Consider the following 21374-nt stretch of genomic DNA (forward strand, 5'->3'; position numbering starts at 1 on the left):
ACCCGACTCACTCTCGTTTCTCTACTTCCTGGGGGGAAGCCCGCGTGGCGGAAACCATGACCGCGTCGCCCGCAGCGACGCCACCCGGCGGCTCGACACCGTCGAGTCCGACCAAACCACCGTTCTGGCGCAACGTCCGCACACTGCGGATCATCGCTCAGGTACTGACGCTCGGCATCGTCGTCGGGCTGATCTACGTGCTGCAGAACAACCTGCTCAACAACCTCAACCGGTTGGGCATCAGCACCGATTTCGACTTCCTGAGCAGCGAGGCGAAGTTCACCGTCCGCGACTCGGGTTTCACCGCCGACCAGTCGGTCCTGCGGATGATCCTCATCGGTGTGCAGAACACCGCCGCTGCCGCGTTCGTCGGCATCGCCGTGGCACTCGTGCTCGGCACCCTCATCGGCATCGGCCGACTCTCGTCGAACTGGGTGCTGCGCAAGCTCGCCACCCTCTACGTCGAGACCTTCCGCAACATCCCGCCACTCGTCATCATCATCTTCGTCGGCGTCGCCCTCTTCACCGCCGGGCCACTCCCCCTCTTCACCCCCACGAATCCGCCCGGCGAACTCCAGATCCCGGGCACCGACAGCAATTTCCTCATCTACTCGAACACTCGCCTCGGATTCCCGTCGTTGATGAACGACGACAACGCGGGCACGTTCTGGATCGTGATGCTGATCGCGCTCGTCATCGCCGCCATCGTCTGGCGCTGGCGGACCAAGGTGAACGAACTCACCGGCGCCGACCACCACCGCGTGCTGTACTCGCTCGGCACGCTGCTGGGCATCGGCCTCATCGCCTACATCGCGCTCGGCGGCCCGGTCGACTTCTCGTTCCCCGCCGTGTCGGAGTCGGGCCGCAAGATCGACGGCGGCCTGGCCACCAACGACGGCTACGTCGCCCTCACCCTGGCGCTCGCGCTCTACACCGCGAGCCACATCGCCGAGATCGTCCGAGGCTCGATCCTCGCCGTGGCCAAGGGGCAGAACGAGGCGGCCAATGCGCTCGCCCTCTCCGGCTTCCAGCGCTACCGGTTCGTGGTGCTCCCGCAGGCGGCCCGTATCGCGCTCCCCTCGATCATCAACCAGTTCCTCAACCTCACCAAGAACACCTCGCTCGCCACCGTCGTCGCGTATCCCGAGATCACCTCGCTCACACAGTCGTTGATCGGCAACGACCAGCCGGCACCGCAGATGATCTTGATCTTGATGTTGCTGTACCTCTCGTTCTCGCTCACCATCTCGTTCATCCTCAACATCGTCAATCGACGATTCCAGCTCGAAGGGAGGACGTGACATGACCAACGAGACCGGATACACCGTGGCCGCCGTCGACGGCGGTGGCGACATCATGAAAGGCCTCGCCGAGGCGGACCGACCGCGGCACAGCGATCAGACGCCGAGCGAGTGGGTCAAGTCCAACCTGTTCAACAACTGGTACAACAGCGTCATCACCGTCGTGTTCGGTGCGGTGTCGCTGTACCTGGCCTTCGTCTTCGGTCGGTTCGTCCTCGTCAACGCTCGGTGGGAGCCGGTACGAGACAACCTCGAACTGTTCCTCGTCGGACGCTTCCCCCGTGAGGAACGGACCCGACTCATCGTGCAGGCGCTCCTGCTCTCAGGGGCAGCCGGACTGTTCATCGGCTGGCTCCGGCAACGGTCGCACGCCGCAGCCGACCTGGCCGGAATCGAGCCGCCCGAGACGAGCATCCGTGAGCTGATCGGCTCGTACTGGGCGCTCGCACTGTTCCTCGTCGTGTCGCTCGCCATCGGTGTCGGGCTCGATGCGTTCCGCCCCTGGCTGTTGCTCGTCGGCTGCGGTGCCGCCGCTGCCACCGGCTACGCCGTCACGCTCACCCCGCGACGCGGCGCCGTCGGCATTGCGCTCGCACTGGTGCCGCTGGTGCCGTTGGCCATCGCCGCCGGCGTGCTCAGCACGGTGCAAGACCTGCCGAACGGATCGTCGTACCTCATCGCCGTCGTCGCGGTGATCGCACTCGCGCTCGTCCAGTACTTCAAGCGCCCGGCGTTCACGCTCTCGGCCGCAGCGCTCACCGGCGTCATCGCCTTCCAGGTGCTCAGCGGCTCGCAGCAACTGGCGTGGGTATACCTCACCGCAGCGCTCATGCCGGCCGCCTTCGACCTCGTCGATCGGCGTGACAGCACGTCGCCGACGCTCGGCCTCGTCGGGGCCATCGCATTCGGCGCCGGCACGGTCTTCTACGTGTTGTCGGCAGGCGTCACTCCGCTGCGACTCATCGCCCTCGTCGTCGGTGTCGGCATCGCCGTGTTCGCTGCCGTCGCTGCGACCGGCGGTGACTCGAGCGCCGGGATGCGACTCGGCGCCTTCGCCGTGCTCGGCATGGTCACGTGGTACCTCGGGCGCCTCGTCGGTCTCGACGGCGTCGTCTGGTCGGAATGGGGCGGCCTCCACCTCAACCTCGTCTTCGCCGCTGCCTCCACCGCGCTGGCGTTCCCGATCGGTCTGCTCCTCGCACTCGGGCGCCGATCGTCGCTCCCGGTGATGCGTTGGCTGTGCACCGCCTACATCGAGCTCATCCGCGGTGTGCCGCTGATCTCGCTGCTCCTCATGGCCCAACTCTTCGTCGGCTTCTTCCTGTCGTCGGGCTCGAACAGCCTCGTACTCACCACGAAGGCACTCTTCGTCATCACGATGTTCTCGTCGGCCTACATCGCCGAGATCGTTCGTGGCGGCCTGCAAGCCGTGCCGCAGGGCCAGACCGAAGCCGGCCAGGCCATGGGCATGTCGCCCGCCAAGATCACCCGACTGCTCGTGTTGCCGCAGGCGCTCCGAGCGGTCATCCCCGCGATGGTCGGGCAGTTCATCTCGCTGTTCAAAGACACGTCGCTGCTCACGATCATCGGCGTGCTCGAATTCCTCGGGGTTCGAGAAATCGTCCACTCGCAGCCCGACTTCCGTGGCTTCGGCCTCGTCGAGACGCTCGTCTTCGTCGCCTTCGGATTCTGGGCGTTCTCCTTCACCATGTCCCGCGAGAGTCAGCGACTCGAACGTCGCCTCAACGTCAGCAACTGAGAAAGGTTCTGATCAATGACCGATGCACCAGCTCCCAGCACCCAGGCTCACGAGGTCTTCGCCGATGCGACCCAGATGATGGGCAAGTCGGCCGAGGTGATGATCGACGTCACCGGTGTCGACAAGTTCTTCGGTGACTTCCAAGCACTCAAGAACATCAACATGAAGGTCGGCAAGCAGGAGGTCGTCGTCGTGATCGGCCCATCGGGTTCGGGCAAGTCGACGCTCATCCGCTGCATCAACCGACTCGAGAAGCACGACCACGGCCAGATCGTCGTCGACGGCGTCGAGTTGGGTGACGACATCCGCAACATCCAGGAGATCCGCCGCGAGACCGGCATGGTGTTCCAGAGCTTCAACCTGTTTCCGCACCTCACCGTGCTCGACAACATCACACTCGCGCCGCGCCAGGTGCGCAAGATCCCCAAGGCCGAAGCCGAAGCCACCGCGATGGAACTCCTCGAACGCGTCAAGATCCCCGATCAGGCGCGCAAGTACCCCGGCCAACTGTCGGGTGGCCAGCAGCAGCGTGTGGCCATCGCCCGTTCGCTGGCGATGCGTCCGAAGGTGATGCTGTTCGACGAGCCGACCTCGGCGCTCGACCCCGAGATGATCAAAGAGGTGCTCGACACCATGAAGGATCTCGCTGAAGAAGGCATGACGATGATCTGCGTCACGCACGAGATGGGCTTCGCTCGCGAGGTCGCCGACCGTGTCGTGTTCATGGCCGACGGCCAAGTCGTCGAAGTCGGCACGCCCGAGCACTTCTTCGAGAACCCGCAGGAAGAGCGCACCCAGCTCTTCCTCAGCCAGATCCTCTGAGCTGCTGACACCCAGCGGTCTGAGCGCGCCCCGGACCGTATGGACCTTCCCACCGCCGTCGGCCTGTTCCTGCTCGCGTTCGCCGTGGGCACGTACGGGTCGATCATCGGCGCGGGCGGCGGCTTCCTCATGGTCGCCGGACTGGTCCTCCTCTTCGACCTGACGGGAGCGACCGCCGTCGGCACCAGCATCGTCACCACGCTCGCCATCCAGCTCACTGGTGCGTACACCTACGACCGCAAAGGGCTCGTCGATCGTCCGACGGCGATGTGGTTCGTGCTCGGGTCGATGCCCGTCGCGTTGCTCAGCGCCGTGGTGGTGGCCGACCGGGTCCCCCAGGAGTCGTTCGAGGTGCTGATCGGCGTGTTCCTGCTCGTCCTCGCCGGCTTCGTGGTGTTCACTCCCCGACCCGATGTGCCGCCGGGGAAGGCGCGTGCGCCACGTCGTGTCGCGCTCGCCACGTCCGGCAGTGCGATGGGCGTGCTGTCGGGCGGGCTCGGCGTCGGTGCCGGGCTCGTGACCGTGCCGCTGCTCGGATGGCTCCAGCGGCTTCCCGCCCACCGGGCCGCCGCGACCACGACGATGATCGGTTCGATGTCGGGACTCGCCGCTGCCGCCGGTCACGCGGCCGTCGGCAATCCACGGTGGAGCCACCTCCCGTTCCTCATCACCGGCGCTGTGATCGGCGGCCGTCTCGGGTCGTCGAGCGCCGGACGACTCAGCGAACGCACCGTGCTCGCGCTGCTCGCCGCCGGCCTCGTCGGCGCCGGCGTTCCGCTCCTCGTCAACGCCCTCTGACCGACCTGCCTGTTTCCCACCTGGTTATTTCCATCCCGGATGGAAATAACCAGGTTGGTGGGCGTGGGGGCGTCAGTCGGCGATGCCGTTGCGCACGGCGATCGGCAGACCGCGGCGGAACAGGGTGACCGGGCCGTCTTCGCTCACGACGAAGGCCACGGTGTGGTGGTGGTCCCACGTGTAGCGGGCAGCCGAACGGTGCCGCATGCCGGTGGCCATCTGCACGGCTCGTTCCGATTCGACCGAACTCCGAAGACCGACGCCGAGCGAACCGACCGCACCGTTGATGTCGACGAGCGTGGCCAAGTCGGTCTGGGCGAGGACCGCGAACAGCGGCGGATAGTGATGGCGTTCGAGCACCGACAGCGCCGGCGAGTCGAGCGCTGCGCTCATGTCGAAGCCGTGCGCGTCGTCGGGGACCGGGTCGAGATCGAGCAGGAAGGTGGCGCCGATCCGGGCCGGGCTCAGCCAGTGGACTGCGAGGTCGAGCAGGCCACGGAGCAGCGGCTTCGGCGCTTCCGGAACCGCGGCACTCAGCGCCGGCAGGTGCATACGCGCCGACGGACGGAACTGCCAACGATGACCGTTCCATTCGACGGCGCCGCTCGGCGTGAACACGCGGGTCGTGCCCATGATCGTGCGCTGCACGATCGAGGCGCCCGTCGAACTCTCGATGTCGACGAGATCGGCCTCGTACTGGATCGTCCGCCGGAAACACGCGAGCTGCGGGCAGCCGTCGGCGCGGCGGACCACGAACGACGACCGTCCGTCGGAGAATCGTCGGGCCTGCTCGATCGGCATCGGGAGGTCGAGGATCTCGACGAGGTTGTCGATGTTGATCAGCGACCGCTCCCCCGGCAGTACGAACGAACCGTAGATGTTCGGTCGGCCTTCGAACGGCGGCGGTCGCCGGGCGTGTTCGAGTTCGGTGAGCAGGATGTCGACCTCGAGCGGAGAGCCGGGCAGGGTGACGCCGTCGTCGCTGAGTTCTTCACGCAGACGTTCGTGAGCCCGGGTCAACTGCAGATCGGGCCGATGCGTCACAGCTGCAACGATACGCCGCTCAGCTCATGGCGAGAACGAGGTCGCCGGCGAGTTCGGTCACCGCACGCTCGTACTTGCCCTTCATCCCGGCTTTGGTGCCGACGCCCATGGAATCGGCGACATGGAGGGTGATCTCCGTGCCGTTCGCGGTCGGGACGAACGTCGCGTTCGCTTTGACCGGAAACGACTTGGTCGGCATCAGCCAGCCGCCGACGATGCGCAGCATCACCTGCGAACCGAACTTGGCCGACAGCTCGTCTCCGGCGATGATCTTGCCCTTCCGGGCGACCATCGCTTGCTGCATGGCCTCGCGCGCCGCCTCCGGCGCTCCGGCGAATTCGATGGTGCGGGTCGTGTTGATCGTGTTGCTTGCCATGTGGCCACTCTCCCAGGATCGCGTCAACGACGCGTGAACCGGTCGCTCGCGGGTCGATCGCGTTCGACCAGGTGGCGTCAGCGGGGTAGCGAGGATTCCCAGGCCGACGAGAGTTCGGCATAGTGGCCGCCGAGGTCGACGAGTTCGTCGTGGCTGCCCAACTCGGTGAGCCGGCCGCCGGAGATGACGGCGATCCGGTCGGCGCGCTTGATGGTCGACAGCCGGTGCGCCACGACGATCGTGGTGCGACCGTTCATCAATCGGTCGAGCGCGCGTTCGACGATGACTTCGGTACCGGGGTCGAGATTGCTCGTGGCCTCGTCGAGTACGAGCACCGCCGGGTCGACGAGTGCGGCGCGGGCGAGCGACACGAGTTGCCGCTCCCCTGCCGAAAGGCGCGATCCCCGCTCGCGCACTTCGGTGTCGATGCCGTCCTCGAACTCTTCGAAGCGTTCGAGCGCACCGATCGCGTCGAGTGCCGCTCGCAGCTCGGCGTCGGTGGCGCCGGGTCGGGCGATGCGTACGTTGTCGGCGATCGAGCCGCCGAACAGGAATCCCTCCTGAGGGACGACCACGATGCGTTCGCGCAGCGAGTCGAGCGTGGCGTCGCGCAGGTCGATCCCGCCGAGCGAGATGCTGCCGACGGTCGGGTCGTACAACCGGGCCATCAGCTTCGCGACGGTCGACTTGCCAGCACCGGTCGGCCCGACGAGCGCCAGTCGTTCGCCGTCGGCGACGCGCAGCGACACACCGCCCAGTACGGGCGTGTCGGTCGCCGGATACGTGAAGCCGATGTCGTCGACGACCAGCTCGCCGCGGTGCGGCAGGTCGTGTGTGCCGTCTTGGATGTCGGGCTCGGTGTCGAGGATCGTGAACAGCTTGTTGAGCGCCGCGGCCGACGACTGCACCGTGTTGTAGAGCTGCGAGAGCTGTTGGACGGGTTCGAACAGCGCCGACAGGAGGAGCACGAAGGCGACGATCGTTCCGACCGACACGTCGCCACGATTCTCCAACCAGCCGCCGATGCCGATGGCCAGCGCGGTGGCGAACACGCCCATCGCTTCGACGAGTCCGAAGTACCAGGTCGACACGCGGATGCTGTGCACGTGCGACTTGTAGAGCGACCGGTTCGATTCGACGAACTGCCGGGTCTGCTCGCCCTCCTGGGCATACGCCTGGATGACCCGAACGCCGGAGATGCCTTCCTGCAGCTCGGCGAGGTTCTGCCCGACTCGCTCGCGGACCACGAGGTACGCGGCATTGGAATCGCGCTGGAACTTGCGCGAGGCGATGATGATGATCGGCATCACCAGCAGTGCCACCAGCGTGAGTTCCCACGACAGCGCGAGCATCAGCAGGAGCGCGATCGAGATGAGGAACACCGCGGCGACGAACTGCAGCAGTCCCCACTGGACGAGTTCGGCCATCGACTCGATGTCGGCGGTCATGCGCGAGATCAGCACGCCCGACTGGTAGCGGTCGAAGAAGGCCAGCGATTGCTTCTGGATGTGATCGAACGTCCGCACGCGTAACGCTTGGAGGAGACCCTCGCCCGCGCGGTTGACGAAGATGTACTGCTGCCTGGCGGCGACGTACGCGACGACGACCACGATCGCGTAGGCGATCACGGCGTTGCGCAGCACGTCACGGTCGCCGCCGTCGATGCCGTTGTCGATGCCGTAGCGGACGATCACCGGGCCGAGCAACAGCCCGGTCGTCGAGAGCGCAACGAACGCGAGCGCTGTGAAGACGGTCTTCTTGAACGGCGCACCCATCCGGATGGCGCGGCGGAGGACGCGCTTGGTCGCCTCGGAGTCGAGCTTGTCGTCGTCGTCGATTCCACCCATGCGGAACATCAGGCGTCACTCCCGATCTGCGTGGCGCCGTGCTCAGCGGCTGCATGTTCGGCGGCAGTGTCGTCGTCGGACGTCTCCATCGCTGCCAGCACGTCGCGATAGCGCGGCTCGGTGACGAGCAGGTCGTCGTGGCGGCCGCGGGCCACGACCCGCCCGCCGTCGAGCAGCACGACCGTGTCGGCCAGTGCGATGGTGCCGGGGCGGTGCGCGATGACCACGGTCGTGCGACCGTCCATCACCGTCGACATCGCCGATCGGATCTCGTGCTCTTTCGACGGGTCGACCGCCGAGGTCGCGTCGTCGAGGACCAGCACTCGTGGGTCGGCGAGGATCGCACGGGCGATCGCGATCCGCTGGCGCTGCCCACCCGACAGTGAGAAGCCGCGCTCGCCCAGCATCGTCTCGTACCCGTCGGGCAGGTCGGTGATGAACTCGTGCGCCCCGGCGAGTCGGGCGGCGCGCTCGACCGTCGCCGCGTCGGCGTCGGGGTGAGCGAAGGCGATGTTGGCGCTGACCGTGTCGTGGAACAGCAGCGTGTCTTCGAACACGATGCCGACCGAGCGGCGCACGTCGTGGAGCGCGAGGTCGCGGACGTCGACACCGTCGATGCGCACGCTGCCGGCCTCGACGTCGTAGAAGCGGACGAGGAGCCGGGCGATCGTCGACTTGCCCGAACCGGTTCCACCGACGATGGCCACCGACTCCCCGGCGTCGAGTTCGAGGTCGAAGCCGTCGAGCACCGGGGGCTGACCGGGGTCGTTGCCGTACCCGAAGCGCACCGACTCGAACGACACGGCGCCCCGGTCGGGACCGCCGGGAAGCTGTGCCGGTCGTGCCGGGTCGGCGACCTCTGGTGCGATGTCGAGGATCTCGTTCACGCGTTCGAGCGCTGCGGCGGCCCGCTGAGCGAACGCGATGGTCATGCCGATCATCCGCAGCGGCTGCACGAGCAGTGCCACGAAGACGTTGAACTGCACGAGTTGACCGAGGGTGAGATCGCCGTCGATCACACGGTTGCCTCCGAACCACAGCACCGCGATCAACCCGAGTTGGGGCAGCAATTCGATCGCCGGGAGGAACTTCGCACGGATGCGAGCAGCGTTGATCGACACGCCCTTGATGCGCTCGGCTGCCGTGCGAAGTTTGTCGGACTGCACTCGTTCGGCGCCGAACCCCTTGATGACCCGCACGCCGCCGACCGACTCCTCGACCACGGTGGCGAGTTCGGCCTGCTCGGCCTGGATCGCCAGCACCGCCGGGTGGATCGCCTGCGAGAACCGTCGACCGGCGATCTGGATCAGGGGCAGCGATGCGAGCGCGAGCAGCGCCAGGAACCAGTCGGTGACGAACAGGATCACGACCACTGCGGTGATCATCGCGAGGTTCGACAGCGTGATCGGGATCATCACGACGAACATCTGGATCGAGTTGAGGTCGCTCGACGATCGGCTCATCAGCTGACCGGTCTGCGCTCGGTCGTGATAGCCGATGTGCAGCGACATGATGTGGCCGAACAGTTGCTCGCGCAGGCGCGTCTCGGTCCAGCGCGCTTCGCGGAACGCGTAGAACCGACGAAGCGCCGTGAAGAATCCGGCGACGCAGCCGGCCACGCCGATCAGACCCGCCCACAGCCACAGCAGTTCGTCGTTGCGGATACCGCGGTCGATGCCGTAGCGCACCAATACTGGCGACGCGACCTTGCCGACGGTCCAGGCGAGTCCGATCAGCGTGCCGATCGTCAGATTGCGACGCTGTGCCCTCAGCGTGGATGCGAGCAAGCTCCACCGTGTGGATGTTGGTGGAGTCGTGTCGGTCATGGAGTGCGGCCTCGCAGGCGTTGTGTTTCGTGTCTCGCCTGCGGCACGGACCGCGCGAGTTCTAGCTGAGCAGTTCGGTGACGCGCGTCTTCGGGCGCCCGATGATCGCCTTGTCGGCGGTGACCACGAGCGGGCGTTGGAGCAGTTGCTTGTGCTTGACGAGGATCTCGACGATCTGGTCGTCGGTGGCGACGTCGTCGTCGGTCAGTTCCAGCTTCTTGAACTTGCTGTCGCGCCGAACCAGGTCGGTGGCAGGGTCCTCGAGTTTGGAGATGATGTCTCGCAACGTGTCCTCGTCTGGCGGTTCTTTGATGTACAGCACGACGTTGGCGTCGACGCCGAGTTCTTCTGCAATGCGCACGGCATTGACCGAAGAGTTTCAATGCTGGTTGTGGTAGATCGTCACGTCCGACATGGAGTCGAGACTACGCCGGATGCGTCGGCATCCCCGGATCGATACCAGCCGACGACCTGTGACGTCAGTCGGCGGTGACTTCGTTGATGCAACCGATCGTCACGTCGTACACGAACCCGCGAATGTGATCTTTGTGCTGGACGAACGGTGTGAGCTGCAGCCGCTTCATCGACTGGGCAACGTCGACGTACGGGTCGGTGAACGACTCGACGGCCCACCACGGTTTGATGCCGAGTTCTTCTTGCATCTCGCTCTTGAACGCGTCTTCGGTGACGAGTTGGAGACCGCAGTCGGTGTGGTGCACGAGCACGATCTCGCGGGTGCCGAGGTAGCGCTGCGACAGGCACAGTGACCGGATGACGTCGTCGGTGATGACGCCGCCCGCGTTGCGGATGATGTGTGCTTCGCCGTGGGCCAACCCGAGCAGCGGGAAGATGTCCATACGCGAGTCCATGCAGGTGACCACGGCGAGGTTGCGTGTGGGGCTGACCTGGAGGTCGTGGTCGGCGAACTCGGCCGCGTAGCGGGCGTTGCCGGCGATGAGCTCGTCGGCCATCGGCACGAACGATCCGGCGTCGGGGGTCTGGTGGTGATCGGACACCGCAACAGTGTTGCAGGGCATCTGTACCGTTCGTGAAACCGACTCCCTCCCCGACACACACCTGTTCAGGGAGACATCATGTACGGCGCGTTCACGTCCGCTCGCTTTCCGCGAGCTCACCTCGATCCGATCGTCACGTCGCACAGCGCGCAACTGCTGCTCGATCGACTCATCGATCTACCGCATCGCCACGAGACGCTGGCCGTCCTGCTCGACGGCGAACGTCGCGGCGTGTCGATCATCGCGGTCGGCAACACGGTCGATCACGACGCCGTGCTCGACGTTGCCGAACTCGTCACCGAGTCGGTCCGCTGGTCGGTCGACGTCGACGGTGTGATCCTCGCGTCGGTCAGGCCGGGCGCTGGCGACGAACTCGACGACCTCGAACGGTGGGCCGAACTCTCACTGCGGTTCGACGAAGCGGCACTCGAACTCGTCGAGTGGTACGTGATCGGCAACGGCGTCTCGTGCCCCCGAGCTCTGCTCGGCGAGCCGCCGCGCTGGACGCTCTGACCAACCTGGATATTTCGATCCCTGGTTATTTCGATCCCGGATGGAAATAACCAGGTGCGTCAGTCGGGGTCGTTCTTCGCTGCTGCGGCGGTGCGGGCTCGGCGTTCGGTCGGGCTGAGTCGGAGGCCGGCACCGCGCAGCCGGCGCAGCAGTTCGCGACTCTCCACTTCCACGGCGCCCGCGGCGATCATGTCGGGCCGGTACTCCTGGGGAATGTCGTAGTGGTCGCCTTGGAAGCCACGTCGCGGGATGCCCAGGCCGTCGGCGAACGCGATGAGTTCGTCGTACGACACGTCGCTCACCATGTGGCACCACTTGCGTCCGTCGAACCACCAGCGAGCTTCGTCGATCAAGATCGTCACCCGTCGATCATGCCAGCGGCCCGATCCTGAGGCACACTCGCATGGTGAGCGAACATCTTCTCGAACTCGAGGTGGCGTGGCAGCAGCACGTCGGCTCCGACATGCAACTGTTCGAACGCTTGATGGGCCGACATCGTGAGAAGCACCGGAAGTACCACACGGCTCAGCACGTGTCGTGGGTGGTTCGCCACGTCGACGAACTCGCTGCCGACGAGTCGCCGGACGATCTCGGCGCCATCGTTGCCGCCGCGTTGTATCACGATGCGATCTACGAGCCGGCCTCACCGGCCAACGAGCGGGCGAGTGCCCGATTGGCTCGTCGAGACCTCGCCGCGCTCGGCTGGGACGACGAGCGCGTGTCGGCGGTGTCCGACATGATCGAGGGGACGAAGCACCATCTCGACCCGGCCGACACCGACACCGCGATCCTGTTCGACGCCGACCTCGCGGTCCTCGCAGCCGACCCGGCGTCGTACGGCGACTACACGCGCGGAGTCCGAGCGGAGTATCGACACGTCGACGACGACGATTGGGTCACCGGGCGAATCGCCGTGCTCGACGGGTTCCTCGACCGACCGAGCATCTATGCGACGGCGTCGGGCCGCGAGCGGTGGGAAGATCGTGCCCGAGCGAACCTTGCTGCCGAACTCGCCACGCTGCGCTGATCAGCCGGCGGGCAACGACCCGGGCGGCTGGGCGGCCCGGCTGTCGATCTCGGCATCGCTGCCGGCGCGTTCGAGCAGCACGTAGGCCATCGATGCTGTGACGGCGACGATTCCCATGAGCGCCATCGCGTAGCGGAGACCGATCGCCTCGGCGAGCAGCCCGAGCGGAAGTGCGGCGATGCCGAATCCGGCAAAGCTGAGCATCAGCAGCGACTGCACGCGGCCCTGGTGCGAGTCTTCGGTCATCGCCAACGCGATCGTGTTCGACAGCGACTGGTACCCGGCTGCGCCTGCGCCGACGAACGACACGGCGAGCACGGCCAGCGCGAAGACCGGGGCCACCGACAACGCCACGACCGCGCCGCCGAAGCAGACGCCCGAGATGATCATGAGGCGCCGGGCGTGCGGACCGTCGGCGTGGCGGGCGAGGAGGAACGACACCGCGATCGCTCCGACGGCGCTCCCCGACATCAGCAGGCCGACGAAGCCGTCGGACAGTTCGAACACGTCCTTGACGAGTGCCGGGATGAAGGCGACGTAGTTGAAGCCGAACATGATGACGAAGAACGAGCTGATGATGAGACGGCGCAGTGGCGGGTCGGCCTTGACGTAGCGAACGCCGTTGGCGATCTCGGTGAACGGCCCCGAGGTCGACGTCGACACCACGACCTCGCCTTCCGGGCATCGCATCAGGAAGAGCAGCGAGAGGATCGAGAACATCGCGCTGACGAGGTAGGCGCCACCGATCCCGAAGAAGGCGATGCCGGCGAGCATGCCGGCGAATGCCGGGGCGAACACTCTGGTGCCGTTGAGGCTGAGCATCGACAGGGTGATGGCGTTGCCGAGTTGGTCACGTCCGACGAGCTTGGCGGCGAAGGCGATGCGGGCCGGGCCGTAGAACCCGAACGCCGTGCCGGTGGCGACGGCGGCGACGATGAGCATCCACAACTGGGCGATGTCGGCGACGACCACGACACCCATGCCGGTCGCTCCGGCCACGAGCACCACCTGGCTGCCCATCAGCACCTTGCGATTCGGGAGGCGGTCGGCAGCGACTCCGCCGAGTGGCGTGGCGATCAGCATCGACACGCCGAAGAACAGATAGACGAGTCCGAGCGCACCTTCACGCTCGGTGAGGTCCCAGGCCAGGATGCCTCTGAGCAGGAACTGCATCTGCACTGCCATGAACGAGAACGTTCCGGCCCACCACAGCATGCGGTAGCTGTGGATCGACAACGACGAGAACGCGCTGGTGACCTCGACGGGTCCGTCAGCGACGGCGTCGGCGACCGCGCCGGCCTGCGTGGCCGGGTCGGGATCGACGTCGACGTTCGCAGTCGGCGCGCCGCTTGCAGCGGTTTGCGAACGGGTGCTGCTCTGGCCATCGATGCCGCTGTCGGCAGATGTTTCTCGAGGGGCCATCCGACAAGCCTGCCCGAATCGAGGCGCTGACGAGCGATCGGACGGTGTGGCATGCGTCCCTGCTGAAGCGTCGAACCCGCTGTTGCGGGAGGGTTCGTCAGTCGTCGGCGGAGCGACGTGGCCGCTTGACCGGAATCGGAATGAGTGCCGGTTCGGGCTCGCGCTGACCTGCGATCACCCCGGCGGCGACCGCAGCAGCGGCCCCGACAGCGACGATGATGGTGATCAACACAACGTTGACCGTACCCCAATCTCGGTGAGTTGAACAGGTCAGCTCCCGAGTTCATCGTTGATTCACACCTCTGAGTGCTACCGACCGGGTGTGGAAGGGGTGTCCGCCGCCTCAGGCGGCGTTGCGTCTGGGTGGCCCGGTGTTCATGATCTGACCGTCGGGCAACGTGAGCGTGAGCTCCCGATTCGGCCCGAGTTCCACCACCCAATCGCTGTTGTGGATCTTGGCGTGATGCTTCGAGCACACCGGGAGCAGATTGTCGAGATCGGTGCGGCCCCCGTTGCGCCACCACACGACGTGGTGGAGCTTGCAGCGGTCGTAGTTGGTGGTGCAGCCGTGGACCGCGCAGGTTGCGTAGAGGGCTCGGAGGGCTCGTCGTTGTGCCCGGTTGGCGAGGCGGGTGGAGCGTCCGAGGTTCAGGTTGCCGGGGGCATGGAGTACGACTCCGTTGCGGACGACGACTCCGACGACGTCGGCGGTGGCGGCGAGGTCGGCGAGGATTCGTGCGGGGAGTTCGACGGGGATGTTGAACTCGACCGCAGGCCCGGACGCCGACGATGAGGAAGACGGAGCTGGTGGCGCGTCGGCGTCGATGACCGCGACGAACTCGGGGCGGCCCGTTGCTGCGGCCCCGCCTCCTCTCTCGATGAGGTGGGCGAGGGCGTGCGCGGCGAGGAACTTGTTCTTCTCGACGCCATCGGTCGGGCAGTACTCGGGTGTTTGTTTGGCGAAGAGGGCTTGGGTTGCGGCATCGATTTTGTTGGCGAGACGGAGTCCGGTGACCGGGTCGAATCGGCCGCGGATGTTCCACATGCCGTCGAGGTCGACCCACGTCGACAGTCGAGTGTTCTTCTTCTGGCGGGTGAGCCGTTCTTCGCCGTCGTCGGACTGCAGCTTCTTGATCTCCAGGTCGAGCCGCTTGCCGAACTGCTCGATCGTGCCGTGCTCGGCAACACCCGCGAGCTGATCAGCACGGTCCAAGAACTCGGCGCGCTGCTCGTCGTCGTCGAGCCGCTTCGACCCACGCGTGACCGCATCGACATGGCCGGCGGTGATCGCACCCTCGGCGAGCGAGTCGGCAAGCGTGGGTGTGGCGGCCAAGGTGTCGGATCGCTCTTTGGTCTTGGTGGCAGCACCGACCGAACATCGATTGGTGTCGGCAATGGTCGCCTCGGGAAACGAATCGACCCGTGACAGTTGGGCGACCAGACGCGCCTCGTGCGCATCGGCCCATGCCCGGATGGAGCGCACATCGACCAACGCCGTAGCCACCTGCTCGCGCTCGGCATGAGCGTCGGCGAGCACCGCAGCCACGTTGGCCACCCGCTTGCCGATCACCGCTGAACTCATACCCCCATCATGACGAAGGGGTGTCACAGAGTTGAGGGGGCTGCGACCTCCTCGCGAGCGAGCGATCTGCTCAGGCATGGTGTCCGAGACCCATGCTCCAGACCGGCGGTGTGTGTATCTGCTCGAAGGCACCGGCTCGCCACGGTGGAGCGACGCCCACCCGGCGGCACTCGTCCGTCATCTCTCCTGCGGACCCAAGCTCCGATGGAGGGTCACGTCGACTCAGCGGCGGTGATCGACGTGATGTGTTCGACGACGTCGGCGGAGCCGTCGACCACGGTGACGTAGACGAAGAAGCGGAGGCCGAGTTCGTCGTTCACCTCGCCAGTCGGAACCGTCACCGTCTCACCCGTCGCGAGCGTGATGGCGACGTTGTCGATGCTCGGCAGGGTCACACCGGCGAGGCGCACGATCGTGGTGACGATTGCCGCATCTGGATCGGTGGAGTTCTGCGGGATGCCGAGGCCGCCCTGCGAGAGCACGGCGATGCCCGTGTCCAACTCGGGGCCGTCGGCCGAGACATCATCGAACGGATCTCGAGCACAACCGCGAGTGGAGAAGACCGTTGGCGACATCGACCAGCACAGGTGATCTCCTACCGCTGCCGCTCGGAGCGACACATCATCGGAGTCGCCGGCTGCCGCGACCGTGCCATCTACCTGTGCATCGAACGCTCCGGCCGGATGTTGTGCCCGGTCGCCGACCGTGAGCCCGAGCAGGAACTCGTCGAAGTCGAGCAGGAAGTCGTCGAACAGCGCCGGGTCGGACCCGATGACGGTGACGGCGACTTGGTCGTTGGTATCTGCCCGTGCCGTATAGACGCGGAACATTTCTTGGCTCATCTCGACACTCCAACGGACCGGTTCACCGCTCGGGCGGTCGGCGGCGTCGGCCACGACGTCAGGGGCGCTGTATGCCCTCACCGAGCCGGATGCCTTGCGTGCCGGATTCTCGAACGTCCATCGTTGGCTGCCGTCGCCGATCAACGACGGGGTGATGGTCCATCCGTCGGGCACGACCGAGGGCACGACGAGATGCGTGCTGTCGAGCAGTCCCAGGTCACCGAGGGCCGGAGCAGGGAACGACGTCGGGATCGGAATCGTCGTCGTCGCAATGGCGGTCGAGGTGGTCGAGTCAGGAGTGGACGCGACCGTCGTCGATGGCACGGCACTGTCGGCGGTGTCCGGCACGGTCGCGGCGGGCAACGGCTCCGTGTCGTCGGGCTGCCGATTCGCGACGACGTAGGCCGACGCGCCGAGCGCGATCACGACGAGGCTCGCTGCAGCCACGCTGACGAGGGTTCGCCCGGGACGCGACGGCGCTGCCATCTCGCTCGACGCCGCTGCGTCGAACGCCTTGGCTACCGCACCTTCGGCATCGGCGGGTGAACCGCGTCGCGACAACCGGTCGAGTTCGTCCACGATGCGGTCGTCACGGTGGTCGGCCGATTTGCCAGTCGTGTCGTCCATCAGTCGTCTCCGTTCAATCGACGCAGCGCCCGTCGGGCGCGAGTGGCGATCTGACGCACCGACGAGGGGCGCAGATCCAGATCCTGAGCGATGGTCTCGAACGAGTCTCCATCGACGTAGTGAGCGAAGAGCACCACGCGCTCCTTCGCCGACAGTTCCGCGAGGTGAGCGAGGTCCGAGGGATACGAATCGTCGTCGTGCCCCGATACGTCAGCCGACAACGCCCGGATCGCGCTGCGGCGCCGACCGAGCCGGCGCCGCTCGTTCGATGCGAGGTTCACCATGGCTCGCTTGACGTACGCCGCGGGATACTCGATGCCGTCGAAGCCGCCCGAGCGAAGCACCGCGACGATCGCGTCGTGGAGCAAGTCGTCCGGGGCCACCTCCGGCGGAGCGGCCACGGCCGCGTAGCGCCGGAGTGCGGGATATGACCGGACGAGCAGCGCCTCGCTGCTGTCGGGCCTTCGACGTTCGGACACGATTGCCATCATCATCCAGACACCGAACCCGCCCACAACGCGACACGCCGACGACATCACATGACCTTCGAGCGATACAAAGTTGGTTACATCGCTCCCGGAGCGATGTAACCAACTTTGCGTCGCGCCGCCGCTGCCATCCGCTCGTCGTCGCTCGACTCCTGGCTCGTCCACGTGTGGTTCCCGATCGGAACTGTCCGCCGAAGGCGTCGGGTAGCTTTCGGTGAGAGGGTCATGGGAGCACAGAACATCTACGACGATCCCGAGTTCCTGGCCGGATACGTCACGCTCGACCGGCAGGTACGCGGCCTCGATGGCGCTGCCGAGTGGCCCGAGTTGCGCGACATGGTCGGCGACGTCGGGGGTCGACGTGTGGTCGACCTCGGCTGCGGGTTCGGTTGGTTCAGCAGGTGGGCCGCAGCACAGCACGCGGCGTCGGTGCTCGGCTTCGACGTCTCGGCCAAGATGCTCGAACGTGCCGTCGCCGATTCTCCCGCCACCGTCGAGTACCAGCGCGTCGACCTCGACGAACTCGAGCTCGACGTGACCTCGTGCGACGTCGTGTTCAGCTCGCTCGCACTGCACTACGTGCGCGACCTCGGCCGCCTGCTGGGCACCATCGCCGGCGCCGTCGCACCCGGCGGGTCGCTCGTCTTCTCGGTCGAGCATCCGATCTACAGCGCCCCGACGACGCAGCAGTTCGACACGAGCGAGCGCGGCGATCGGATCTGGCCGCTCGACAACTACCTCGTCGAGGGCGAGCGGGTCACCAGTTGGTTCGTCGACGGCGTCGTCAAGCAGCACCGAACGGTGGCGACCTACGTCAATGCAGTCATCGACGCCGGGTTCTCGATCGACCGCCTCGTCGAGTTCGGTGCCACGGCCGCCGAAGCCGCCGCCGACCCCGCCCGCGTCGACGACCGACACCGCCCCTGGTTCCTCCTGCTCCGAGCGACTCGCGCCGGGGCGTGAACCACGGGAGCGAACGGTTCCGCGAACACCGTGCGCTCCCCCGCTCTCGGATGGCACACTGGACCAATGACCGATCTCGAAACGATGCCGGTGATCGATCACGATCCCGTGACCGACGAAGTCACCGAAACCGAAGAGCCCACGTCGGCCCACATCGTCAAGACCGATCCGGGCGAGAACGCTGCGGCCAAGGTCCTCGAAGCGCGCATCATGGGCACGCCGATCGAAGCGCTGTGCGGATTCGTCTGGGTGCCGTCGCGCGACCCGAAGCAACTCCCGGTCTGCGAGCAGTGCAAAGCGGTCTACGGCATGTACCAGGCGTTCAACGACGGCTTGCGCGACACGCCGAGCGACTGAACGGTCGAGCAGCCGCCGACCGGCGGCCGACCGGCCGACGCTCCGATCGAACCCGGCTCGTCGGCCGATCACCGTTTCCGCGACACTCGGGCACATGATCGTTGTCGCAGGAAACATCTTCATTCCCGCCGAGAAGCGCGCCGCGTGCCTCGAAGCCACCGCCACGCTGCAGCAGGCCACCCGTGACAAGGAGCCGGGCTGCCTCGCCTACGTGTTCGGTGCCGATCCGTGTCGTGACGACGTGATCGCCGTCTACGAACTGTGGGAGACCCCGCCCGACCTGGCCGCGCACTTTCTCCACCCCAACTACACCAACATGCGCGCCAAGCTCGGCGAGATGGGCATCACCGGAGCCGACGTGAAGAAGTACCGCGTCGACGCCGTCGCCCCCGTGTACAACAGCGATCAGATCGCCACCGTCGACTTCTGAGCACTACCTCCGGAACCTCGCCGATTCCGACCACGGCGGGCGCAGCGCACCTGTCGACTCGAACGCGCCGCCCGCTACCGTCACCGACGTGACCGAGCTCCGAATCCGGCAGGCCGTCAGGGCCGTCCTGTTCACTCCCGATGCGTCGGTGCTCCTGTGCCGCTTCGAGTTCCCGACCGGCACGGTCTGGGCGGTGCCCGGTGGCGGGCTCGACCCGGGTGAAGATCACATCACCGCGCTGCACCGCGAACTCGTCGAGGAGGTGGGGCTGCACGACGTCACGCTCGGCCCGCACATCTGGGATCGCGAGCACATCATCCCGTTCATCGACGGGCAGTGGGACGGTCAGCGCGATCGCTACTACCTCGTGCCCGTGACCGACCGTTTCGAACCGAGACCAGCGCTGAGCTGGGAGCAACTACGCGACGAGCGCCTCCACGAACTGCGCTGGTGGACTCCCGAGCAGATCGACGAAGCCGCGTCGACCGGCACGCGTTTCGCCCCCGGGCGACTCGGTCGACTCGTCCGTGCCCTCGCCGTCGACGGGCCGCCCACCACGCCGCTCGACACCGGCATCTGAGCAGCTGACGCCGCGGTCAGGCGTTGGCAGGCGGTTGGTGGTGGCTCGTGCGCAGGATCGCCGACTGCTGTGCGATGCCGAGCGGCCGTCCGTCTTGCGACCAGATCTTCACCGTGCTGTGGCCGACCGACCGATGCAGTCCGTCGGCGTCGAGTTCGAGCAGCACCCAGTCCGTGGGCGTGGGGTCGACGATGCGCAGCGTGTTGTCGAGGCTGGTGCCACCGAGCGGTCGGCCGAGGCGAGCGCACACGGCCAACGGCCCGAGGTCGGCGACGTACGCCTGCGTGGCCGCGCTACCGATGTCGGAGTCGACCAGTCGGCACCACATCGCGATGAGACCGGGTTGCACGTCGCCGTCGCCGAGCGGCGTGTCGAAACGGATCGTGCCGGCGGCCACGCGGCGTTCGAGCGTGGAGAAGAACGAGTCCGGCGGGTCGACGTGAAACGGCTCGGCGAAGTCAGGGCAGTCGAGCGGTGCCGGCACGTCGGGCATCGTCGAGAACGCCGTCTCGTCGCCGGCCGGGCGCACGTTGTGAGCGGACAGCGACGTGAACATCAGCGCACCGTCGACCGTGCCGCTCACCTGCGTCTGGCTCGATGCCCGGCCGGTCACGGCGACGTTGACGTGGAGATCGATGACGTCGCCGGGTGATGGCGAGCCGAGGAACTGTGTCGTGATCCACTGGAGCGGGCGGCCGGTCGCTCGCTCCGACGCCTCGGCCGATGCGGCGATGCCCGATCCGCCGTAGAGGAAGCCGAACGGCGTGCACAAACGAGTGGAGGCCGGCATGCGGTAGGTCGTCGCGCCGTCGACGGGTTCGAGGTCGAGCAGATCGAAAGCTGGAAGATCGGTCGAGAGTTCGTCGGTCATCGCTCGACAGCCTGCCCGCTCGACAGCGCTCGACGGAAATCGCCGACGATGAATTGCTTTGCCGATCGAGCCGGACCGGACGACGTCGGTGACGTCGCTCCGGGAGCAACGTCGTCGACCTCGGATCGAGCCTGCTGGTATGGCGTCCGCCTCGGGTCGCATCGACCAGCATCAATACAGTCGGTGTCACCACCACGTCAACACACCATCATGAGAAATGGGGATTCCATGACATCATCACCCGACAACCCGAGCCGTCGGTCGGTCGCCCGGCGAGCGGTCATCGGCGGAGGCGGGGCCGCGCTGGTCGCCGGTTCCGCGGCTGCGCTGCTTCCGAGCGGAACGGTCAGCGCCGGCCGGAGCTCCAACCCGGCGCGAGCCGCCGACGAACTCGCCATCCGCCAACTCAGCGTCAACTACGCGCTGGGCACTGATGCGATCGGCGCCGGCGACATCGCCGGCGGCAGAGCGCTGTACGAGCAGGCCTTCACCGCCGAGGCGACGATCGCGGCCGGTTTCGATCGCGCTGCGCCCGCCCTCGTCGCCAACGGACGCGACGAGTGGGCCGACGTCGTGATCGGTGCCTTCCAGTCGTACTCGGCCACGCAGCATCTGCTCGGCACCATCAACATCACGATCGACCAGCGAGGCCGCTCGGCGCAGATGACCTCGTATCTCGAGGCCACGCACGTCCTCCGCGCGAGCCAGGAACTCCTGATCGTGAAGGGCACGTACATCGACACGGTCGAGTCCGACCGTGGCGACTGGCGGATCACCGAGAGATTCCTCCAGTTCATGTCGTACAACACGGTGCCTCGCACGCTGCCCGCGCTCTGATCCGAGGCGCCCGCTGCGGGCACGCCTTCACCGAACACCGTCCTGT

24 protein-coding genes are annotated in these 21374 nt (G+C 66.5%); 11 read left to right on the top strand and 13 right to left on the bottom strand.

Annotated elements, in window-relative coordinates; all coding sequences use genetic code 11:
• The first annotated feature begins 56 nt into the window (after positions 1–56).
• Genes YM304_RS14615 through YM304_RS14630 form a run of 4 tightly spaced genes read left to right on the top strand, consistent with a single transcriptional unit; the run spans position 57 to position 4680 of the window.
• Positions 57–1301: an amino acid ABC transporter permease gene (locus YM304_RS14615; protein WP_015442475.1), complete on the top strand. Its 1245-nt coding sequence runs from the start codon at positions 57–59 to the stop codon at positions 1299–1301.
• Between the two features lies 1 nt (position 1302).
• The gene (locus YM304_RS22700; protein ID WP_015442476.1) at positions 1303–3060 is read left to right on the top strand and encodes an amino acid ABC transporter permease; all 1758 of its coding nucleotides are present in this window, start codon (positions 1303–1305) and stop codon (positions 3058–3060) included.
• A gap of 15 nt (positions 3061–3075) precedes the next feature.
• Positions 3076–3882, top strand: a complete 807-nt coding sequence (locus tag YM304_RS14625) for an amino acid ABC transporter ATP-binding protein (RefSeq protein WP_015442477.1) — start codon at positions 3076–3078, stop codon at positions 3880–3882.
• A gap of 39 nt (positions 3883–3921) precedes the next feature.
• A complete protein-coding gene (locus tag YM304_RS14630; RefSeq protein ID WP_015442478.1) occupies positions 3922–4680 on the top strand; it encodes a sulfite exporter TauE/SafE family protein in 759 nt (252 codons plus the stop codon).
• 72 nt (positions 4681–4752) lie between these two features.
• Here the strand turns inward: YM304_RS14630 and YM304_RS14635 are convergent, their stop codons facing one another.
• The 6 genes from YM304_RS14635 to YM304_RS14660 form a co-directional block, all read right to left on the bottom strand.
• Positions 4753–5724 (bottom strand): diadenylate cyclase, encoded by a 972-nt coding sequence (locus YM304_RS14635; protein WP_015442479.1) that lies wholly within the window; start codon positions 5722–5724, stop codon positions 4753–4755.
• 19 nt (positions 5725–5743) lie between these two features.
• Positions 5744–6100: a hypothetical protein gene (locus YM304_RS14640; protein WP_015442480.1), complete on the bottom strand. Its 357-nt coding sequence runs from the start codon at positions 6098–6100 to the stop codon at positions 5744–5746.
• A 77-nt stretch (positions 6101–6177) separates the two neighbouring features.
• Entirely contained in the window at positions 6178–7947 is a 1770-nt protein-coding gene (locus tag YM304_RS14645; RefSeq protein WP_162142078.1) for an ABC transporter ATP-binding protein, read from the bottom strand.
• A gap of 8 nt (positions 7948–7955) precedes the next feature.
• Entirely contained in the window at positions 7956–9773 is a 1818-nt protein-coding gene (locus YM304_RS14650; protein ID WP_015442482.1) for an ABC transporter ATP-binding protein, read from the bottom strand.
• Between the two features lie 61 nt (positions 9774–9834).
• Positions 9835–10134, bottom strand: a complete 300-nt coding sequence (locus YM304_RS14655; RefSeq protein WP_015442483.1) for an ArsC/Spx/MgsR family protein — start codon at positions 10132–10134, stop codon at positions 9835–9837.
• A 118-nt stretch (positions 10135–10252) separates the two neighbouring features.
• Positions 10253–10750, bottom strand: coding sequence for a beta-class carbonic anhydrase (locus YM304_RS14660; protein WP_015442484.1), 498 nt, complete (start codon positions 10748–10750; stop codon positions 10253–10255).
• A 117-nt stretch (positions 10751–10867) separates the two neighbouring features.
• Here YM304_RS14660 and YM304_RS14665 point away from each other — a divergent pair, with 117 nt between their 5' ends.
• Positions 10868–11302 carry a hypothetical protein gene (locus YM304_RS14665; protein ID WP_015442485.1) on the top strand — a complete coding sequence of 145 codons (435 nt, stop codon included), beginning with the start codon at positions 10868–10870 and terminating at the stop codon, positions 11300–11302.
• A gap of 59 nt (positions 11303–11361) precedes the next feature.
• On the opposite strand, the gene YM304_RS14670 is transcribed toward YM304_RS14665, so the two are convergent.
• A complete protein-coding gene (locus YM304_RS14670) occupies positions 11362–11664 on the bottom strand; it encodes a DUF4031 domain-containing protein (protein ID WP_015442486.1) in 303 nt (100 codons plus the stop codon).
• 44 nt (positions 11665–11708) lie between these two features.
• Between YM304_RS14670 and YM304_RS14675 the strand changes: the two genes are divergently transcribed.
• On the top strand, positions 11709–12329 hold the full coding sequence (locus YM304_RS14675; RefSeq protein ID WP_154723475.1) for an HD domain-containing protein: 621 nt from the start codon (positions 11709–11711) through the stop codon (positions 12327–12329).
• Here YM304_RS14675 and YM304_RS14680 read toward each other — a convergent pair whose 3' ends face one another.
• The 5 genes from YM304_RS14680 to YM304_RS14700 all read right to left on the bottom strand — a co-directional run bounded on the left by YM304_RS14680 (position 12330) and on the right by YM304_RS14700 (position 17455).
• A complete protein-coding gene (locus YM304_RS14680; protein ID WP_015442488.1) occupies positions 12330–13751 on the bottom strand; it encodes an MFS transporter in 1422 nt (473 codons plus the stop codon).
• A gap of 97 nt (positions 13752–13848) precedes the next feature.
• The gene (locus YM304_RS25685; RefSeq protein ID WP_269448331.1) at positions 13849–13983 is read right to left on the bottom strand and encodes a hypothetical protein; all 135 of its coding nucleotides are present in this window, start codon (positions 13981–13983) and stop codon (positions 13849–13851) included.
• A gap of 111 nt (positions 13984–14094) precedes the next feature.
• Positions 14095–15333 (bottom strand): HNH endonuclease signature motif containing protein, encoded by a 1239-nt coding sequence (locus YM304_RS14685; protein ID WP_015442489.1) that lies wholly within the window; start codon positions 15331–15333, stop codon positions 14095–14097.
• A gap of 212 nt (positions 15334–15545) precedes the next feature.
• The gene (locus YM304_RS22705) at positions 15546–16802 is read right to left on the bottom strand and encodes a hypothetical protein (RefSeq protein WP_015442490.1); all 1257 of its coding nucleotides are present in this window, start codon (positions 16800–16802) and stop codon (positions 15546–15548) included.
• A complete protein-coding gene (locus tag YM304_RS14700) occupies positions 16802–17455 on the bottom strand; it encodes a sigma-70 family RNA polymerase sigma factor (protein ID WP_154723476.1) in 654 nt (217 codons plus the stop codon). The genes YM304_RS22705 and YM304_RS14700 overlap by 1 nt, the downstream gene beginning before the upstream one ends.
• A 60-nt stretch (positions 17456–17515) precedes the next feature.
• Here YM304_RS14700 and YM304_RS14705 point away from each other — a divergent pair, with 60 nt between their 5' ends.
• From YM304_RS14705 to YM304_RS14720, 4 genes are all read left to right on the top strand, one after another.
• Positions 17516–18253 carry a class I SAM-dependent methyltransferase gene (locus YM304_RS14705; protein WP_015442492.1) on the top strand — a complete coding sequence of 246 codons (738 nt, stop codon included), beginning with the start codon at positions 17516–17518 and terminating at the stop codon, positions 18251–18253.
• Between the two features lie 66 nt (positions 18254–18319).
• Complete coding sequence (locus YM304_RS14710; RefSeq protein ID WP_015442493.1) at positions 18320–18610, top strand: DUF3039 domain-containing protein; 291 nt, start codon at positions 18320–18322, stop codon at positions 18608–18610.
• A gap of 94 nt (positions 18611–18704) precedes the next feature.
• Positions 18705–19040, top strand: coding sequence for a putative quinol monooxygenase (locus YM304_RS14715; protein ID WP_015442494.1), 336 nt, complete (start codon positions 18705–18707; stop codon positions 19038–19040).
• A gap of 88 nt (positions 19041–19128) precedes the next feature.
• A complete protein-coding gene (locus YM304_RS14720; protein WP_015442495.1) occupies positions 19129–19620 on the top strand; it encodes an NUDIX domain-containing protein in 492 nt (163 codons plus the stop codon).
• A gap of 16 nt (positions 19621–19636) precedes the next feature.
• Here the strand turns inward: YM304_RS14720 and YM304_RS14725 are convergent, their stop codons facing one another.
• Positions 19637–20491: an acyl-CoA thioesterase gene (locus YM304_RS14725; RefSeq protein WP_015442496.1), complete on the bottom strand. Its 855-nt coding sequence runs from the start codon at positions 20489–20491 to the stop codon at positions 19637–19639.
• Positions 20492–20719: 228 nt separating this feature from the next.
• Between YM304_RS14725 and YM304_RS14730 the strand changes: the two genes are divergently transcribed.
• Positions 20720–21328: a nuclear transport factor 2 family protein gene (locus YM304_RS14730; RefSeq protein WP_015442497.1), complete on the top strand. Its 609-nt coding sequence runs from the start codon at positions 20720–20722 to the stop codon at positions 21326–21328.
• Positions 21329–21374 lie beyond the last annotated feature (46 nt).

Origin of the sequence: Ilumatobacter coccineus YM16-304 (assembly GCF_000348785.1) — a bacterium.
In the GTDB taxonomy this organism is placed as follows: domain Bacteria; phylum Actinomycetota; class Acidimicrobiia; order Acidimicrobiales; family Ilumatobacteraceae; genus Ilumatobacter_A; species Ilumatobacter_A coccineus.

What these genes read in the sequence shown, in the direction of transcription:
- YM304_RS14615 (WP_015442475.1), top strand. Translation starts at nt 57, where the DNA reads ATGACCGCGTCGCCCGCAGCGACGCCACCCGGCGGCTCGACACCGTCG.
- YM304_RS22700 (WP_015442476.1), top strand. Translation starts at nt 1,303, where the DNA reads ATGACCAACGAGACCGGATACACCGTGGCCGCCGTCGACGGCGGTGGC.
- YM304_RS14625 (WP_015442477.1), top strand. Translation starts at nt 3,076, where the DNA reads ATGACCGATGCACCAGCTCCCAGCACCCAGGCTCACGAGGTCTTCGCC.
- YM304_RS14630 (WP_015442478.1), top strand. Translation starts at nt 3,922, where the DNA reads ATGGACCTTCCCACCGCCGTCGGCCTGTTCCTGCTCGCGTTCGCCGTG.
- YM304_RS14640 (WP_015442480.1), bottom strand. Translation starts at nt 6,100, where the DNA reads ATGGCAAGCAACACGATCAACACGACCCGCACCATCGAATTCGCCGGA.
- YM304_RS14645 (WP_162142078.1), bottom strand. Translation starts at nt 7,947, where the DNA reads ATGGGTGGAATCGACGACGACGACAAGCTCGACTCCGAGGCGACCAAG.
- YM304_RS14650 (WP_015442482.1), bottom strand. Translation starts at nt 9,773, where the DNA reads ATGACCGACACGACTCCACCAACATCCACACGGTGGAGCTTGCTCGCA.
- YM304_RS14665 (WP_015442485.1), top strand. Translation starts at nt 10,868, where the DNA reads ATGTACGGCGCGTTCACGTCCGCTCGCTTTCCGCGAGCTCACCTCGAT.
- YM304_RS14680 (WP_015442488.1), bottom strand. Translation starts at nt 13,751, where the DNA reads ATGGCCCCTCGAGAAACATCTGCCGACAGCGGCATCGATGGCCAGAGC.
- YM304_RS14685 (WP_015442489.1), bottom strand. Translation starts at nt 15,333, where the DNA reads ATGAGTTCAGCGGTGATCGGCAAGCGGGTGGCCAACGTGGCTGCGGTG.
- YM304_RS22705 (WP_015442490.1), bottom strand. Translation starts at nt 16,802, where the DNA reads ATGGACGACACGACTGGCAAATCGGCCGACCACCGTGACGACCGCATC.
- YM304_RS14705 (WP_015442492.1), top strand. Translation starts at nt 17,516, where the DNA reads ATGGGAGCACAGAACATCTACGACGATCCCGAGTTCCTGGCCGGATAC.
- YM304_RS14710 (WP_015442493.1), top strand. Translation starts at nt 18,320, where the DNA reads ATGACCGATCTCGAAACGATGCCGGTGATCGATCACGATCCCGTGACC.
- YM304_RS14715 (WP_015442494.1), top strand. Translation starts at nt 18,705, where the DNA reads ATGATCGTTGTCGCAGGAAACATCTTCATTCCCGCCGAGAAGCGCGCC.
- YM304_RS14725 (WP_015442496.1), bottom strand. Translation starts at nt 20,491, where the DNA reads ATGACCGACGAACTCTCGACCGATCTTCCAGCTTTCGATCTGCTCGAC.
- YM304_RS14730 (WP_015442497.1), top strand. Translation starts at nt 20,720, where the DNA reads ATGACATCATCACCCGACAACCCGAGCCGTCGGTCGGTCGCCCGGCGA.